Source organism: Antiquaquibacter oligotrophicus, from assembly GCF_020535405.1.
Taxonomy (GTDB): domain Bacteria; phylum Actinomycetota; class Actinomycetes; order Actinomycetales; family Microbacteriaceae; genus Rhodoglobus; species Rhodoglobus oligotrophicus.
On sequence record NZ_CP085036.1, the window covers coordinates 1007865 to 1023409 of the forward strand.

Annotated in this window: 12 protein-coding genes and 1 riboswitch; of the genes, 3 read left to right on the forward strand and 9 right to left on the reverse strand. The window is 67.0% G+C overall.

Going from position 1 to position 15545, the window contains the following annotated elements:
- Positions 1-96: 96 nt before the first annotated feature.
- The 5 genes from LH407_RS04995 to LH407_RS05015 form a co-directional block, all read right to left on the reverse strand.
- Positions 97-1434 carry an LLM class flavin-dependent oxidoreductase gene (locus tag LH407_RS04995; protein ID WP_322132392.1) on the reverse strand — a complete coding sequence of 446 codons (1338 nt, stop codon included), beginning with the start codon at positions 1432-1434 and terminating at the stop codon, positions 97-99.
- Entirely contained in the window at positions 1431-2744 is a 1314-nt protein-coding gene (locus LH407_RS05000) for an O-acetylhomoserine aminocarboxypropyltransferase/cysteine synthase family protein (protein WP_322132391.1), read from the reverse strand. Before LH407_RS05000 ends, LH407_RS04995 begins: the two co-directional genes overlap by 4 nt.
- A 92-nt stretch (positions 2745-2836) precedes the next feature.
- A complete protein-coding gene (locus LH407_RS05005) occupies positions 2837-3916 on the reverse strand; it encodes a VIT1/CCC1 transporter family protein (RefSeq protein WP_322132390.1) in 1080 nt (359 codons plus the stop codon).
- 169 nt (positions 3917-4085) lie between these two features.
- Entirely contained in the window at positions 4086-5009 is a 924-nt protein-coding gene (locus LH407_RS05010) for an aldose 1-epimerase family protein (RefSeq protein ID WP_322132389.1), read from the reverse strand.
- Positions 5006-5767: a DeoR/GlpR family DNA-binding transcription regulator gene (locus LH407_RS05015; RefSeq protein ID WP_322132388.1), complete on the reverse strand. Its 762-nt coding sequence runs from the start codon at positions 5765-5767 to the stop codon at positions 5006-5008. The genes LH407_RS05010 and LH407_RS05015 overlap by 4 nt, the downstream gene beginning before the upstream one ends.
- A 57-nt stretch (positions 5768-5824) precedes the next feature.
- On the opposite strand from LH407_RS05015, the gene galT reads away from it, so the two are divergent.
- Both galT and galK read left to right on the forward strand, forming a co-directional pair.
- Positions 5825-6928, forward strand: a complete 1104-nt coding sequence (galT, locus tag LH407_RS05020) for a galactose-1-phosphate uridylyltransferase (RefSeq protein ID WP_322132387.1) — start codon at positions 5825-5827, stop codon at positions 6926-6928.
- A 25-nt stretch (positions 6929-6953) separates the two neighbouring features.
- Entirely contained in the window at positions 6954-8111 is a 1158-nt protein-coding gene (gene galK / locus LH407_RS05025; RefSeq protein ID WP_322132386.1) for a galactokinase, read from the forward strand.
- A gap of 84 nt (positions 8112-8195) precedes the next feature.
- Here galK and LH407_RS05030 read toward each other — a convergent pair whose 3' ends face one another.
- The 4 genes from LH407_RS05030 to LH407_RS05045 form a co-directional block, all read right to left on the reverse strand.
- Positions 8196-11696: a cell wall-binding repeat-containing protein gene (locus LH407_RS05030; protein ID WP_322132385.1), complete on the reverse strand. Its 3501-nt coding sequence runs from the start codon at positions 11694-11696 to the stop codon at positions 8196-8198.
- A gap of 439 nt (positions 11697-12135) precedes the next feature.
- Entirely contained in the window at positions 12136-13017 is an 882-nt protein-coding gene (locus tag LH407_RS05035; protein ID WP_322132384.1) for a bifunctional methylenetetrahydrofolate dehydrogenase/methenyltetrahydrofolate cyclohydrolase, read from the reverse strand.
- Positions 13017-14300 carry a serine hydroxymethyltransferase gene (glyA, locus tag LH407_RS05040; RefSeq protein WP_322132383.1) on the reverse strand — a complete coding sequence of 428 codons (1284 nt, stop codon included), beginning with the start codon at positions 14298-14300 and terminating at the stop codon, positions 13017-13019. Before glyA ends, LH407_RS05035 begins: the two co-directional genes overlap by 1 nt.
- 28 nt (positions 14301-14328) lie before the next feature.
- Positions 14329-14413, reverse strand: a riboswitch (ZMP/ZTP riboswitch).
- 17 nt (positions 14414-14430) lie between these two features.
- Positions 14431-14844 (reverse strand): Lrp/AsnC family transcriptional regulator, encoded by a 414-nt coding sequence (locus LH407_RS05045; RefSeq protein WP_322132382.1) that lies wholly within the window; start codon positions 14842-14844, stop codon positions 14431-14433.
- Between the two features lie 70 nt (positions 14845-14914).
- Between LH407_RS05045 and LH407_RS05050 the strand changes: the two genes are divergently transcribed.
- Positions 14915-15544: a LysE family transporter gene (locus LH407_RS05050; RefSeq protein WP_322132381.1), complete on the forward strand. Its 630-nt coding sequence runs from the start codon at positions 14915-14917 to the stop codon at positions 15542-15544.
- Position 15545: the final 1 nt, after the last annotated feature.

Sequence of the window (15545 nt, forward strand, 5' to 3'; positions counted from 1 at the left end):
GCGGAACGCTAGAGCACTAGCAACAAGAGGGGGCGGTAGATCACGGACTACCGCCCCCTCTTGTGTTCGGGGACGCACTCACACCATCGCGTCCGGTTAGAAGTCGCGAAGATTGGCGCGCAGACCGCCCGGGTTGTACTCGGTGCGCAGGATTCCGCGGCGACGCAGGATCGGCACCAGTTCGTCGAGCATCCGGTGCACGGTCACGGGGTGCAGGTCGCCCCAGAAGAGCACCCCGTCGTTGTCGGCGTTCTCGCCGAGGTCTTCGATGAGGTCGGCGAGCTCCGATGCGGTGCCGACAAAACCGCTGCCGTCGCTGAGTCGCCCGAGACGCGCCATAGACGCGAGTAGCACTCGGAGTGGGGTCGTCTCCACGTCGTGCGATCCGACGAGTCGCGCGATGCTGCCACGCGAGACGTGATCGCCGAAGACGCCGAGATCGAGCGGCGCGTCGAAGTCGAGCGACGTGAGGTCAGTCTCGAGGTCGCTCGATTGCCGCTCGGCGATAGTCAGCACCGTCGCGTCATCCGGGTTCGCGGACGCCGCCACCAGACGGTCCGCTTCCTCTGCACTGCCGACGAGCACCGGTTGAATCGCGAAGAGCACGGTGACGTCGGCGGGATTCCGTCCTCGCTCGAGGGCAGCGGCGTGGATGCGCGCGCGGTAGTTCCGGATGCTCGCGGCGTCGAGTGGCGCGAGTGCCAGCTGCACGTCGGAGTTGGCGCCGGCGAAGCCGAGCCCTCGGCCAGAGCCTCCGGGCGAGACGATCACCGGCTCACCCTCGGTGAACGGCAGGGCGTTGAGGGGTCCGTCGAACTCGAAGTATTCCCCACGATGTCGCAGGGCCCGGAGCTTTGTGCCGTCGGCGTAGCGCCCCTGCGGGCGATCGGCGGTGGGGGTCGGGTCGGCAATGAGAGCGCCATCATCCCAGCTGCGCCACAAGTCACGGATCCCGCCCAGCCACTCCTCGGCGCGGTCGTATGCCGCATCGTGGGCGAGCACGGGAGCCGAACCGAAGTGTCGAGCGCTACCCGTGTCGGTGACGACGTTGAGACCCAAGCGGTGGCCGCTCAGGTGCTGCAGCGTCGCGAACTGGCGCGCCGCCGTATACGGGAGGTAGGCCGCGGGGTTGACGGTGGGCACGATACCTAAGTGCTGGGTCGCGGCGAACAGGTAGGGGGCGAGCAGGAGGGGGTCGTGCTTAGGCCCGCCGAAGGCTTGGCGCACACGGAGATCGATCGTCGACGCGCTGCCGAGGGAGGGTGCATCCTCGATGATGAGCAGGTCGAGACCCGCCTGCTCGAGATCGCGCACCGACTGTTGGTAGAGGCCGGGCGACGTCCAGCGGTAGTTCCAGTCGAGATACGGGTGACCCCAGCCATGCGGGCCAAAGCCGCGGGCGAGAAACCACCCGAAGTGCTGCTGCCGGGTCATCCGGCGGTCCGGACGGCCCCGAGGCCGCGTTCGAGGTCATCGATGAGGTCGGGCAGGTCCTCGATGCCGATCGAGACGCGCAAAGTGCCCGGCCAGATTCCCGCCTGACTGAGTTCGTCGGCGGAACGGAGGGTGTGGCTCGTCGTCGTGGGATGGAGGATGAGCGAACGCACGTCGCCGAGGTGAGTCATGTGCGTGAAGACCTCGAGAGCATTCACGAATCGACGTGCTGCGTCGATTCCTCCAGCGAGCGTGAACGAGAACACCGACCCTTGTCCGTCGGGGAGGTACTGCCGGGCGAGGCCGTGGAAAGGGCTCGACTCGAGCCCCGAGTAGTCGACGGAATGCACCTCCGGCTGCTGTTCGAGCCAGCGGGCAACGCCGAGGGCGTTGGCGGATTGGCGCGTGACCCGCAGGGAGAGTGTCTCGATGCCCTGATTGATGAGGAAGGCGTTGATGGGGGATGCCGTCGGCCCAAAGCGCAATGCGGCAACCTCGCGCAAGTAGGCGATGCGTGCCCGACCGCCGGTCCGCTCGGCGAAACTCGGACCACCCAACCGGCCGGGGCGCGTGAGCTGCGGAAACAGAGCGCCTGAGCGCTCGACGTCGAACGTGCCGTTGTCAACGATGAGCCCGCCGAGCACAGAACCGTGGCCGGCGAGGAACTTGCTTGCCGAATGGATGACGATGTCGGCCCCGTGCTCGATCGGACGCAGCAGATACGGTGTCGCGAGGGTGTTGTCGACGATGAGCGGGATGCCGTGTCGATGCGCAACACGGGCGATGACGGCGAGGTCGGTGATGTCGTTTTTCGGGTTCGGTATCGACTCGACGAACAGCGCTCTCGTGTTGTCGCGCACGGCGCGCTCCCACACCGCCTCATCGTTCGCTTCGGTCACGAAACTCGTCTCGATGCCGAGTTGTGGGAGGTTCTCGAGGAGGAAACCTCGCGAACCCTCGTAGAGGCTCGCACTCGCGAGCACGTGATCACCCGTACTGAGAAGGCCGAGAAGCGTGACGGCGAGCGCGGCCTGCCCGCTTCCGACGAGCAGTGCCTCCGCGCCGCGCTCGAGTTCGGCAACGCGCCGCTCGACGGCCTCCGCCGTGGGATTGGCGACGCGAGTGTAGGAGTACCCGTCCCCCGTTGCGAAGTGATCGGCGGCCTGGTCGAAGTCCTCGTGGACGAAACCGGCCGTGAGGTAGATCGGTGTGGCCCGCGGGCGCGGTTCGGCGACGGAGGGCGCGATCCCGCCATGGAGCTGACGGGTGGCGAACCCGAGCTCGCGCTGGGTTGGCGGATGCACGGTCATGCGGCACCCCTTCTCTCGATGCTCATCGCGACCTCGTCAGGGTGACACGAGCACGCCGAAAGGGCCCGAAATGCTAAGCAGTGTTACGAGCGCTAGCCGATGGTCGTACCGAACGCGAGCCCCAGGAGGTACGTGGCCGCAGCCGCCCCGAACCCGATGGCGAGTTGCCGCAGCGCGCGCTTGAGTGGGGATGCCCCCGAGAGCAGGCCGACAACGGTTCCCGTGGCGAGCAGCGCAAGCCCCACGAGCACCGACGCAACAACAACCGCCGTGAGACCGGTCGCACCGAACAAGTACGGGAGCACGGGGATGACGGCACCGGAGGCGAAAAAGAAGAAGCTCGAGATAGCTGCACCCCACGCCGTTCCTATGGTGTCGACATCCTCGGACGCGTCGGTTGCGGCGGGGTCCGCCTCGAGGTGCAGGGTTGCGAGCACGTCGGATGCGTGGGCCTCCGCAGCATCCGGGTCCATGCCGCGTGCCCGATACACGAGGGCGAGCTCGTTCGCGTCGACGTCGAGGTTGGGTAGCACGGCCCGCGCGGTCGGGTCGGGTTTTGCGGCGTCGATGAGTTCGAGCTGGGAGCGCACGGAAACGTACTCGCCAGCCCCCATGGAGAGGGCTCCCGCGAGGAGGCCTGCGATGCCCGTGAACAGCACGGTCGCGGGTGGCACTCCGGTCGCGCCGACACCGAGCACGAGCGCGAGATTGGAGACGAGGCCGTCGTTGGCGCCGAACACCGCCGCGCGGAACGTGCCGGAGATGCGCAGTCGCCCGCGGATCGCGAGACCTCGCACCACCTCGCCGTGGATACGCTCGTCTGCCGCCATGGCGTCGGTTGCGTCGGCGTCTTTCTCGTACGGCGAGCGCGCTTCGGCCCGCTGGGCGAGCGCGAGCACAAACACGGAGCCGAAGCTGCGCGCGAGCCAACCGAGCAGTCGAGTGCGAAGGTCGGTGCGCAACGGTGCGCCGATGTCGTCCCCGAGGAGGTCGACCCAGTGCTGCTCGTGCCGCCCCTCCGCTTCCGCGAGCGCGAGCAGGATGTCACGATCCTGCCCTTCGCGGCGTGATGCGAGATCGCGGTAGACGGCCGCCTCCGCGCGTTCGGCGGCGAGGTAGCGACGCCACCGTCGGATGTCGGCCTTGGTTCTGGTGCGCTCACGTTCGGTCATCGGATCCTCCGGTCATGGATCCGGCGCGAAGCGTTTCGAGGGTCGATGACTTCGGCCAGATCGGTGCTGGCCGAAGGTCTCGTTCGCCAGGCTCACGCCTGGTGGAGCACCGGGCCGAAGGTTCGGCCAGTATGTCGATGTCTCCGCGAGGAACTACTCCCCTTCGTTGTTACCCAGCGTACTGGATGCCCCACGCACCGTTCCAGGTGGCCCCGGGTTCGATCCAGTGGAGCCCGAGGCCCGAGTTGAACGCGTTCGGCGGCGCGGTCATGGGCTCGATGGCGACGGCGAGACCGTAACCCTCGCGCTCGCCTGCGGCATCGAACAGTGGGAACTCGCGAGTCGTGAACACCTGAACGTAGCCGTGGGCGTCGTCCTGGAGCACCCGCAGCTCGCGACCGTCGGGCGCGCGAAGGGTCGCAACGACACCCTCGACGGTAGCGACACCACCGTAGGCGGTGTCGAGTTCGAGCTCACCGACGGCCCGTCCCTCGCGCAGGTCGTAGTCACCGTCGACCGGCACCTCCGCGAGCGGGTTGAGGCGCTCATCGACGTCGAAGCGTGTTGACGCGTTCACCGTGAGCACAAGCTCTTCGGTGGGCACACCGCCGATGCGGAAGAACGGGTGGGTCCCGAGAGCGAACGGGGCGGGCGCATCCGACCGGTTGGTCGCCGTGTGGGTCACCGTCATCCCGCTGTCACTGAGGGCGTAGGTGACGATCGTCTCGACGATGAACGGGTAGCCGTGCTGGGGGTAGATCGTGGCGGCGAGGGTGACCGATGCGTCGTCCCGCGCGACGAGGCGGTACGGCGTATACCGCAGCAGACCGTGAATGGCGTTGTGCCGCGACACCTCGGTGAGGTCGAGCTGCTGCTCCTTGCCGTCGAGGGTCCACTGGCCGTCCTCGACGCGGTTCGGCCACGGCGCGAGCACGATGCCGGAACCCCACGGCGGTGTCGAGGTTGCCGGGTAGCCCGGATTGAGCGCGACACCGTCGTGCTCGAATTCGCGCAGGGCCGCGGCCACCTCGGTGATGACGGCGCGATAGCCGCCGTGTCGGATCTCGTACTGTTCGCCGGTGGGATAGGTCACGCGGCAAGCCTAACGTCGAGGGGAAGCGCTTCCAGCGTGCCCGGCGAGACCGCGCCGGCCGTCACGAGTGTGTCGAAATCGGTGAGCGGGGCGATGACGGCGAGATCCGTGACACCGATCTTGGAGGCGTCGGCGAGAAGGATGCTGCGGCTGGAGATCCCCATGGCGCGGCGCTTGATCTCCGCATCGGGGAGGTTGCGGTTGGTCGCGCCGGCCGCGGCATCGACGCCGTTGCATCCGATGTAGGCGCTGTCGAGACGCAGGGTATCGAGCATGGGTGCCGCGTAGGGTCCGACGAGCGAATGCTGCAGGGGTCGGAGCGTTCCGCCGGTGACGATGACGGTGTGGCGGGGCACCGCGGGCTCGAGTGCGAGGGCAATGGTGAGGCCGCTTGTGACGATGACGAGGTCGGTCACGTCGGTGCGCTGCACAAGCGCTTCGGCCATCGCTAGTGCGGTGCTTCCTGCATCGAGGTAGAGGCTCTCGCCACTCACCACGAGTTCTGCGGCCGCGTACCCGATGGCGCGCTTGGCCGCGGCATCCCGATCGCGGGCGGCCTCGAGCGTCGGTTCACGAAGGGTCGAGACGGGCATAGCACCCCCGTGCACGCGGATGACGGTGCCATCGCGTTCGAGCGCGCTGAGGTCTCCCCGCACGGTGACGTCGCTCACCCCGAGTTCGGCGGCGGCGTCGGTGACACGCACGAATCCGCGAGTGGCAACGAGTCGTGCGAGCGCTGCACGGCGAGCTGCGGTCATCCTGGGCCTTTCGATTTCTTTCGAAAACGCAATACGTTCTTTCGTTATCGTAATGGGATGCTCACGGGCGGAATCACCAAACACCCGACCACGCTCGCCGATGGTCGCGAACTCATCTACTACGACGACGCTGACACGACCCTCGGCCCGGAGCGGGCGACGGATGCCCGCACCCTCGACCCGCGTCCGGCCACGGCCACCATGCGCCAAGACCCCCTCACGGGCGACTGGATCTCGATCGCTGCCGCACGGCAGAACCGCGTGTTCTTGCCGCCAGCGAACCTCGACCCGCTCGCGCCGCAGTCCCCCGGCAATCCGTCCGAGGTGCCGAACCGCTATGACGTCGCCGTGTTCGAGAACCGCTCCCCCTCGTTCGGTCCGCAACTCGGCGCACTCGACCTCGAGGGTCTCGGGCTCGGGCGCACCGCGCCGTCACACGGGCGCTGCGAGGTCGTGTGCTTCAGCCCCGAGCACGAGGGCGCGTTCGGCTCCCTCAGCCGCAGCCGCGCGCGCACCGTCATCGAGGCGTGGGCCGACCGCACTGCAGCGCTCAGCGCGCTGCCCGGCGTCGAGCAGGTGTTTCCGTTCGAGAACCGCGGGGAGGCGATCGGCGTCACGCTGCAGCATCCGCACGGCCAGATCTACTCCTACCCGTATGTGACACCGCGCACTCAGCGGCTCATGGCGTCGATCGAGGAGTTCGGGCCGGGCCTGTTCGAGAGCATCCTCGAGTTCGAGCTCGCCTCCGAACGTGTTCTGCTGCAGGGCGAGCACTGGGTTGCGTTCGTGCCGTTCGCCGCACGATGGCCGCTCGAGGTCCACGTGCTCCCGCGCCGACACGTACCCGACCTTGCCGAGACGACGGAGGCCGAACGCGACGAGCTCGCGCCGTTCTACCTGCGGGTGCTGAGGGGGCTCGACGCCCTCTACGACACACCGACCCCGTACATCGCGGCGTGGCACCAGGCACCCGTGCGGCGGATGCGCGACGACATCCGACTCATGCTGCAGGTCACGAGTCCGCGGCGCGCGGCGGATAGGCTCAAGTTCCTCGCCGGGTCGGAAGCGGCCATGGGGGCGTGGATTGGGGATGTACCGCCCGAGACTCAGGCCGAGTTCATCCGGGGTGGAATCGATCGTGTCGGCGAGATCGAGTGGTGATCGCCGAGCACATGAGGGAGCAATCGTGAGTGACATCCGTGACGACGTCGTCGCCGGGTTCGAGGAGATCTACGGCTACGCGCCCGCTGGCAGTTGGTCGGCACCCGGCCGAGTGAACCTCATCGGGGAGCACACCGACTACAACCTGGGGTTCGTGCTTCCGTTTGCGATCAATCGGCGCACGATCGTCGCGCTCGGACTGCGCGAGGACAGAGTCATGCGGGTGGCCTCGGAGTTCGCCGATGAGGTGGTGGAGATCCCGCTCGGAGAGCTCACCCCCGAGCGCCTCCACGGTTGGGCCGCCTACCCCCTCGGTGTCGCCTGGGCGCTGTCGCAGTTCGGTGCCGACCTCGCGGCCGTGCCCGGCGTCGACCTCTACATCGAGTCGACCGTTCCCGTCGGCGCGGGCCTGTCGTCGTCGGCCGCCATCGAGAGTGCCGTCGCGATTGCCCTGTCTGATGTGTGGCGGCTGTCCTTCGACGCTCCCACCCTCGCCAAGGTGGGGCAGCTCGCGGAGAACAAGGCGGTCGGCGCACCCACCGGCATCATGGACCAGTCCGCGTCGCTGCTCGGCCGGCGTGACCACGCGGTGTTCCTCGACTGTCGATCGCTCGAGTCCTCGCTCGTTCCGCTCGGTTTTGACGAGGCTGGCCTCGAGATCCTTGTCATCGACACGGGCGTCTCGCACTCCCACGCCACCGGCGGCTATGCCGCCCGCCGGGCATCCTGCGAGCGAGGTGCGGCCGCCCTCGGGGTGGCGTCCCTGCGCGAGGTCAGCGTCGACGACCTGCCGCGAGCACGCGAGACACTCGACGATGAGACCTTCCGACGGGTGCGCCACATCGTGACCGAGAACCAGCGTGTGCTCGATACGGTCATCGCCCTGCGCGAGACGGGACCGCACGCGATCGGTGAGCTTCTGGATGCCTCGCACGTCTCCATGCGCGACGATTTCGAGATCTCGGTGCCCGAACTCGACCTCGCGGTGGAGACGGCACAGCTGAACGGCGCCATCGGCGCACGGATGACCGGCGGCGGGTTCGGCGGAGCGGCGATCGCCCTCGTGCCCCGGGAGAACATCTCCCGGGTACAGGTCGCCATCGATGGCGCCTTCGCCGAGCACGGATTCGCGCAACCCGGCATGTTCACGGTGACCCCGTCCGAGGGCGCGACGCGGGACTGATCGGCTCTTATCTGATCGGCTCTTAACGGGCCGATGGCCGCAGGTCCGCTGTCGCGGGCCCACGGCCATCGGTGTCCGAGAGGGTTACACGCAGGGCGTGAGCGCCTCGATGGACGGGTTGAGGCTGTTCGGTCCACCGAGCAGCGTGATGTGATCGGCGCCGAGGCTCTCGATCGCGTCGAGCGTTGCCTGGTCGACACACGCCGTCTTGACGACGAACAGAGGAGCCTCGTTGAGGGCTGCCAACACCGAACCGGCGAGCGCGTCCGGGAAGTTCAGGCCAGTGGCCAGGAACACCCGGTCGGCTTCCGTGTAGGCGTCGGCGTTGATCGACCGGGCCGCCGCGTAGCGGTCCGCGCCGTCGAGTCGCGTTGTGGGCGCGATCACGTTAGCGGCGTCGAGGATGCCGGAACTCACCGAGTTCGGACCACCGGCGACACGCAGGCTCGTGACACCCAGACCGTTCAGCAGGGTCGCGGTGTCGGAGTCGAGCGTCGGCTGGGTTCCGTTGACGAGCACAACCGGTGCGCCGATGTTGCCACCGACAGCGCCTGCGGCAAGAGCATCCGGGAAGTTCGCACCCGTTGCGAGGTAGGCGCGCTCGGCGGTGCCGAACACCTCGCTTGCGAGGTTGCGCGACACTTCGTAACGGTTCGCTCCTTCGATGCGCTCCACGGTGTCCGCCATCGTTGTCAGCTCGTTGAACACGGCCGGGGCGACGGATGCCGGGCCACCGACAACCACGATGCGCTCGGGGTCGAGCCTCGCGATCTCAGCGGACACGGATGCCGGGATCGAGGTTCCGGGAACCAGCAGCACCGGTCCACCCTCGTGCGCAGCGGCGGGGCCCGCCGAGAGCGCGTCCGGGTAGTTGATTCCGGTGGCAACGTAGACGACCGGTGCCGTCTCGGGGAACGCCTCGGTGGAGATGTTCACCGCGACGTCGTAGCGGTTCGCTCCCTCGATGCGGTCGACGAGCGGCGGCACGGGCAGGGCGTTCGTTCCGGCGGTCGCACCCCAGTACATCGCGCGGGCGATGTCGCTGAAGGCTCCGACCGGGTGGTTGCGGAAGAGCACCGACGTTCCGAAGAAGTACGTCTTGCTTCCCGTGGGACCAACAGCCGAGACGGCCGCCGGCTGCCCGACGAAGGCGGTGCGGTTGGCCTCTGGCCACCACCCCGAGATCATCATGCTCTCGGTGGTCGCTGCGTACGTCGACTCGATCACGGCGTTCGAGCCGAGGCCCGTGTAACGCACGGCCGGGTACACGAACGCGGTGTCCTGCGACCACTGCGAGAGCACGCCGTCGGGGTTCACGGTCAGCGACACGATGCCGTTTGAGCTGCTCGAGGCGCTCGATGCTCCGGCGGTGACGATGCCGAACGTGTTGGCGAAGGACGAGATCGCGGTTCCGCGACCGAGGGCCGGCTTGCCCGCGGCGAGATAGGCGTTGATGTTCGCCGTTCCCGTCGTGTTCAGGCCGCTCAGCGCGCTGCCGAGCCACAGCAGGTCGATCGTGGAGAGATCGACGGTGCCGTTGTTGACCGCGGTTCCGTTGATGGACACGAAGTCCTTGAAGCCCATCTTCGTGAGCATGTCGCGGTCGATGTTGCCACCGGTGTAGGCGATCTTGAGCGACTTGAGCGGCTTGCTCGTTCCGTCACGCAACTCCGAACCCGAGCTCGCGGTGAAGTCGACGCCGAAGACGTCTGCGACCTCGAGAGCTGCCGAGTAGCTCGCGGCATCCGGGCCGAGGATGATCTTCTCGTCCTCGAGCTGCTCGAGCGCAATGCCCTCGGCGAGCAGGGCGTTGACCGCCTGCCACTCGGCCGCGCCACGAGGCTCGAACGTGAGGTAGGTGCCCGGTGCGGGAACGGTTCCGGACGGGTCGACTGCCGAAACATCCGAACCCTCGAAGGTGAAGAGCTCGTCACCGGTCGTGCCGATCGAGTCGACGTCGGCACCCCAGAGGAGCGCGAGGCTCCACGCGGAGATGTCGTACATGTCGCCAACGCGGGCGCTGATGTCGGTTCCGTCATCGAGAAGCACGTTGGCAAGGCCGCGGAGCGGCTGGTGCATGTCGACGATGTAGGAACCCGCCGCGTAGTCCTTTCCGCCAGCGGAGAACGGAGCGGATGCCTGATCCACTTCGATTCCGTGAACGAGCAGTGACTGCACGAGACGCTGAGCATCCGTGTCGGAACGCTGCGTGCCACCCTGCGGGAGCACGTACGCACGCGGGTAGTCGGCAACGTAGACGTCGGTCTCGTCCCAGATCGACACCCATTCTGTCGGCACGTCGGGCTCGAGGTCCTCGACCGCGATGTCGGCGGGGATCTCGACCGACGGCTCGCCCGCGATTCCACGACGGAAGATCTCCATCTGGTTGTCGAGGAGGGCGGCCTTGTGATCTGTCACGTAGTCGACGATCGTCTTGATGACGACATCGGCGACCTGGATGTTGATCGCCGCACGGGCCGCGTTAGCAGCCTGGTTGGTCGAGTTCAGCGTGAGTCGGCCGAGGGGCAGCTCGACGGTGTTCGTAATAGCGCCCTGGTAGGCGACGTACTGCGGGGCGAAGATCGGGGGCCAGTCATCCCATCCCTCACGCTGGTCGCGGTAGGGGATGTTGATCTTGCCGGTGTTGGTCGTTGTCGTACCCCCGGTCGGCGACATGTACGTGTTGCCGGGGATGTTCGCCGCGGTCACGGCCTGCTCCACGGCGAGGGCTGCGGAGTAGGCGTGCGGGATGAAGAGGTCGTACTCGTAGTTCTCACCGTGCGGCGGACCACAGGGCTCGACCTGCAGCACGTTGGTGTACCCGTGCAGGTCAACGAAGTACGTCGGCTGGATGAGGCTCGACAGGTCACGGATGATGGAGGCCTCCGCGGTCGCACCCGTCACCGCATCGCGGTTGGGGTCGTATCCGAGAGCCTGCTCGCGCTGTCCGAGGGCGCGACCGTCAGGGTTGTTGGTGACCGTGAAGTACAGACGTGTGGTCGACAGCAACTCCTGAACGGCGGGCTGGGAGGCGTTGTTCACGAGCTCCTGGATGTAATTGAGTGTGGCATCCGTGCCTTCCCACTCGTTACCGTGAATGTTGCCGTTGAACCAGATCGGCACCTTGTACTCGGCCTGGAGTTCCTCATCGAGCGCCGCGGCGGTCGGGTCGTGCTTGACCATGTCGCGCCATGCGAGCTGCTGAGCAGTCTCCTCGGGCGTCTCCGGCGAGGTGAGGGTCACGAGGTAGATGTCGCGGCCGTTCGGGATGTCGGCGTTGCGCAGGTCGGTCTTGCCGACGACCTGGGCGGAGATGACGTCGCTCCCCGCCTGCAACGAGTTCAGCAGCGGTGCGATCTCGTCGTAGGGGCGGACGCCGCGGAGGTTCGATGCATCCGAGGCGAGATCGGGGAACACCTGAAGGGTGTTCTTCGTCGGGTACTGCGTCGGGAAGGTGATGCCGGCGTCAGGCCGACTGATGGGGAGAGCCGGCGGGGCAATGTCTGCCGCTGCCGGCGATCCGACGACGAGGAGGGATGCGATGAGCGCAACACTCCCGACGCCGGCGAGAACTCGTGTCTGCACGTGAGTCTCCGTTTCGTGTGCGGGTGCTTTCAGGATGGGGTGGTTACTGTCCCGTCGCACTGGATCACAGTGAGTGAGGGTCGCGTGATCGGGTAAATCGCACGATTTTCCCATTGTTGCGCAAGATAAATGCACGATTGCGGCAAGCTCTGCAACTATCGTGCTTTATTGCGCGCTGAGGCAACGGATTATTGCGAGCGATTTTTGCTGCGGGCGCGACGATTACCGCCTCACCACGAGGCGGAAAAGCGACAGTGATCCCACCGTAGGGAGCACGTGTTTCACGCGTGTGACGAGCAGATCACTTTCGTGATGCACGTAGGAAGAAGCAGCGGCTAGGCGGTGACCCAGAGGCCGAGGTACTGGAGAGCGAACCCCACGGCGAGAGCCACCGCGGCGATGGAAGCGAGAGCGAGCCACAGACGGCCCCACGAAAACCTCACGAATCCACCCTCTCTGCTGCATCGACGACGTTCTTAAGCAGCATCGCACGCGTCATAGGTCCGACGCCACCCGGGACGGGCGACAGGTGACCGGCGACCTCCCCCACGGCGGGATCGACATCGCCCACGAGGCGAGCTTTGCCGGTCTCTTCGTTCACGACCCGGGTGATTCCGACGTCGAGCACCGCGGCACCCGGCTTGACCCACTCCGGCTTGATGAGCCCGGCAACACCGACGGCAGCGACGAGGATGTCCGCCCTGCGCACATAGGACTCGAGATTGGCCGTGCGGGAGTGCGTGAGGGTGACCGTGGCATCCAGCCCCTTGCGCGTGAGCAGAAGCCCCAGCGGACGACCGACAGTCAGACCACGACCGACAACGACCACGTGCTTGCCCGAGATCGGCACGTCGTAGCGCTGGAGCATCTCGACGATGCCCGCGGGCGTGCACGGGAGGGGCGAGGTGATCTCCCCGCCGACACCGAGCACCAGCCGCCCGAGGTTGGTGGGGTGGAGGCCGTCGGCATCCTTATCCGGGTCCATGAGCTCGAGCATCGCGTTTTCGTCGATGCCGCGCGGGAGCGGAAGCTGAATGATGTAGCCGGTGACATCCGGATTCGTGTTGAGGGCGATGATCGCCGCCATCACGTCCTCCTCGGAGGCCGTGGCCGGCAGATCGACACGAATCGACTCGATGCCGACCTCGGCGCAGTCGCGGTGTTTACCCGCCACGTAGGACTGCGAGCCGGGGTCGTCGCCTACAAGGAGCGTGCCGAGTCCGGGACGGATGCCGCGAGCCTTCAGCGCAGCGATTCGCTCCCGCAACTCCTCCTTGACCGCCGCCGCCGTCGCGACGCCATCGAGTGTTGTTGCGGTCATCAGGCCCACGAACCCGGGGACGTCAGGCCGTCGTAGAGCGGGAAGTCGTTCGCGAGCTTCTCGACGCGCGCGCGCAGAGCCGCGACATCCGGCGTCGGCTTGAGGGCCGTCGCAATGATGTCGGCCACCTCAGTGAACTCGGCGTCCCCGAAGCCACGGGTCGCGAGGGCGGGCGTACCGATACGAACACCCGACGGAGTCATTGGCGGACGCGGGTCGTTCGGCACCGAGTTGCGGTTCACCGTGATGCCGACCGAGTGCAGGATGTCTTCGGCGTCCTGCCCGTGAATGGCCGAGTCACGCAGGTCGACGAGCACCAGGTGAACATCGGTTCCCCCGGTGAGCACGGCGATTCCCGCGGCCTTCGCGTCGTCCGCGGTCAGACGCTCAGCGAGGATCTGCGCGCCACGGATGGTGCGCTCCTGGCGCTCCTTGAACTCGGGCTCGGCGGCGAGCTTGAAGGCGGTCGCCTTGGCGGCGATCACGTGCATGAGCGGTCCGCCCTGCTGGCCGGGGAACACATTCGAGTTGAGCTTCTTCTGCGTCTCGAGGTCGTTGGTGAGGATGAAGCCCGAGCGCGGACCACCGATCGTCTTGTGCACGGTCGAGCTCGTGACATCCGCGAACGGCACAGGCGACGGATGCAGCCCTGCCGCAACGAGACCGGCGAAGTGCGCCATGTCCACCCACAACTTGGCCCCCACCTCGTCGGCGATGGCACGGAACGCAGCGAAGTCGAGCTGCCGAGGGTAGGCCGACCACCCGGCGATGAGCACGTGGGGCTTCACCTCGAGGGCCTTCTGGCGAACGACGTCCATGTCGACGCGGTGGGTCGTGGGGTCGACGCCGTAGGCGTGGGCCTCGTAGAGCTTGCCGGAGAAGTTGAGCTTCATGCCGTGGGTGAGGTGGCCACCCTGGTCGAGTGCAAGACCGAGGATGCGGTCACCGGGGGTGGCGATCGCCGAGAGCACTGCGGCGTTGGCCGAGGCGCCCGAGTGGGGCTGCACGTTGGCGTAGGCCGCACCGAAGAGCGACTTTGCGCGCTCGATCGCGAGCGACTCTGCGACGTCCACGAACTCGCAGCCGCCGTAGTAACGGCGCCCCGGATAACCCTCGGCGTACTTGTTGGTGAGCACGGAGCCCTGGGCCTCGAGCACCGCGCGAGGCACGAAGTTCTCGCTCGCGATCATCTCGAGAGTCGAGCGCTGACGGCCGAGCTCCTGCTCGAGAACTGCGGCGATCTCGGGATCGACGTCACTGAGGGGGGAATTGAAGGTGGACACGGGCGCTCCTTTACACGGTGAGGTTGAGGTTCGTGGCCCAGGCGTACGGCCGCGTCCGTGTTCGGGTCGCTCCCCGATGGTGTCCCATCTCAACGCCAGTTGCGACGGTTGAACTCTACCAGCCGCGACCTCAGCGCAGGGCGATGCGTGTCTCCGTCTGGGCGGCACCGCCATCACGTTTGAGGTCTCTGAGGAACCGGTCGAGAGCGGACGTGTCCTTTACTCGGACGTGCAGGTGGTAGTCCCACAGTCCGGTGACGTGGGCCGCCTCGCCCACGAGCGGGTTGCCCGCCACCCACGCGAGGAAACGATCGCGGTCGTCATCGAACTGGAGCCTCACGTCGACGTAGGCCTCGATGCCCTCCTCGGCTTCGTGTGCGGCGAGAACCGCCCGGTACCCGAGGATGATGCCGCTGGATTCGAGCTTGCGCACGCGCGCGGCCGCGGCATTGGTGCTGAGGCCAACGCGGCGACCGAGATCACTGAAGGAAATCCTGCCATCCACCGAGAGAATCGCCATGATTTCGCGATCTTTGTTATCCACACGGCGATGTTACCCGCACATACTGCGCATTTGTCGGCAACCGTAACGGCGACGGATGACACTGCCCACCATGAACAGTGCACTTGCCCTCCTCGGCGGTCTCGTCGCGGGCCTCGCCATCGCGATTCCGCTCGGTGCGATCGCAGTGCTGCTGCTCCAGGAAGGGATGCACCGCGGCTTTCGCCGCGGGCTACCGGCGGCCGCGGGTGTCGCCTCGGTGGACGTGCTCTACTGCCTCGCCGCCGCGCTCCTCGGATCGGTCGCCGCGCCCGCCGTTCGGAGCCTTGCCCCGTGGCCGGCCGTTGTCGGCGGGATCGCGCTCGTGGCCATTGCCGTGTGGAGTGTGCTGCGGCGGGCGAGCCCCGGCACCTCGGAACCGGGCAGCATTGCCACACAACCCGCAACAGGATGGATGCGCTTCTCCCTGTTTTTCGGCCTGACACTCATCAACCCGGCGACCCTCGTGTACTTCGCGGCGCTCATGACCGGCCTCGACGGCATCGCCGGTGATGCCTGGGCAGCGGTGTGCTTCATCGCGGGGGTGGGGGTTGGGTCGTTCGTGTGGCAGGCCGCGCTGGTCGCGGTGGGTGGCATCCTTCACGGCCGCATCGGGCCGAGGGCGCGGCGCATCACCACGGTGATCGGGTCGCTTGTGGTGGCCGCGCTCGGTGTGGGTCTCGTCGTGACCGCACTGCTCTGAT

What these genes read in the sequence shown, in the direction of transcription:
- LH407_RS04995 (WP_322132392.1), bottom strand. Translation starts at nt 1,434, where the DNA reads ATGACCCGGCAGCAGCACTTCGGGTGGTTTCTCGCCCGCGGCTTTGGC.
- LH407_RS05000 (WP_322132391.1), bottom strand. Translation starts at nt 2,744, where the DNA reads ATGACCGTGCATCCGCCAACCCAGCGCGAGCTCGGGTTCGCCACCCGT.
- LH407_RS05005 (WP_322132390.1), bottom strand. Translation starts at nt 3,916, where the DNA reads ATGACCGAACGTGAGCGCACCAGAACCAAGGCCGACATCCGACGGTGG.
- LH407_RS05015 (WP_322132388.1), bottom strand. Translation starts at nt 5,767, where the DNA reads ATGACCGCAGCTCGCCGTGCAGCGCTCGCACGACTCGTTGCCACTCGC.
- galT (WP_322132387.1), top strand. Translation starts at nt 5,825, where the DNA reads ATGCTCACGGGCGGAATCACCAAACACCCGACCACGCTCGCCGATGGT.
- LH407_RS05035 (WP_322132384.1), bottom strand. Translation starts at nt 13,017, where the DNA reads ATGACCGCAACAACACTCGATGGCGTCGCGACGGCGGCGGCGGTCAAG.
- LH407_RS05050 (WP_322132381.1), top strand. Translation starts at nt 14,915, where the DNA reads ATGAACAGTGCACTTGCCCTCCTCGGCGGTCTCGTCGCGGGCCTCGCC.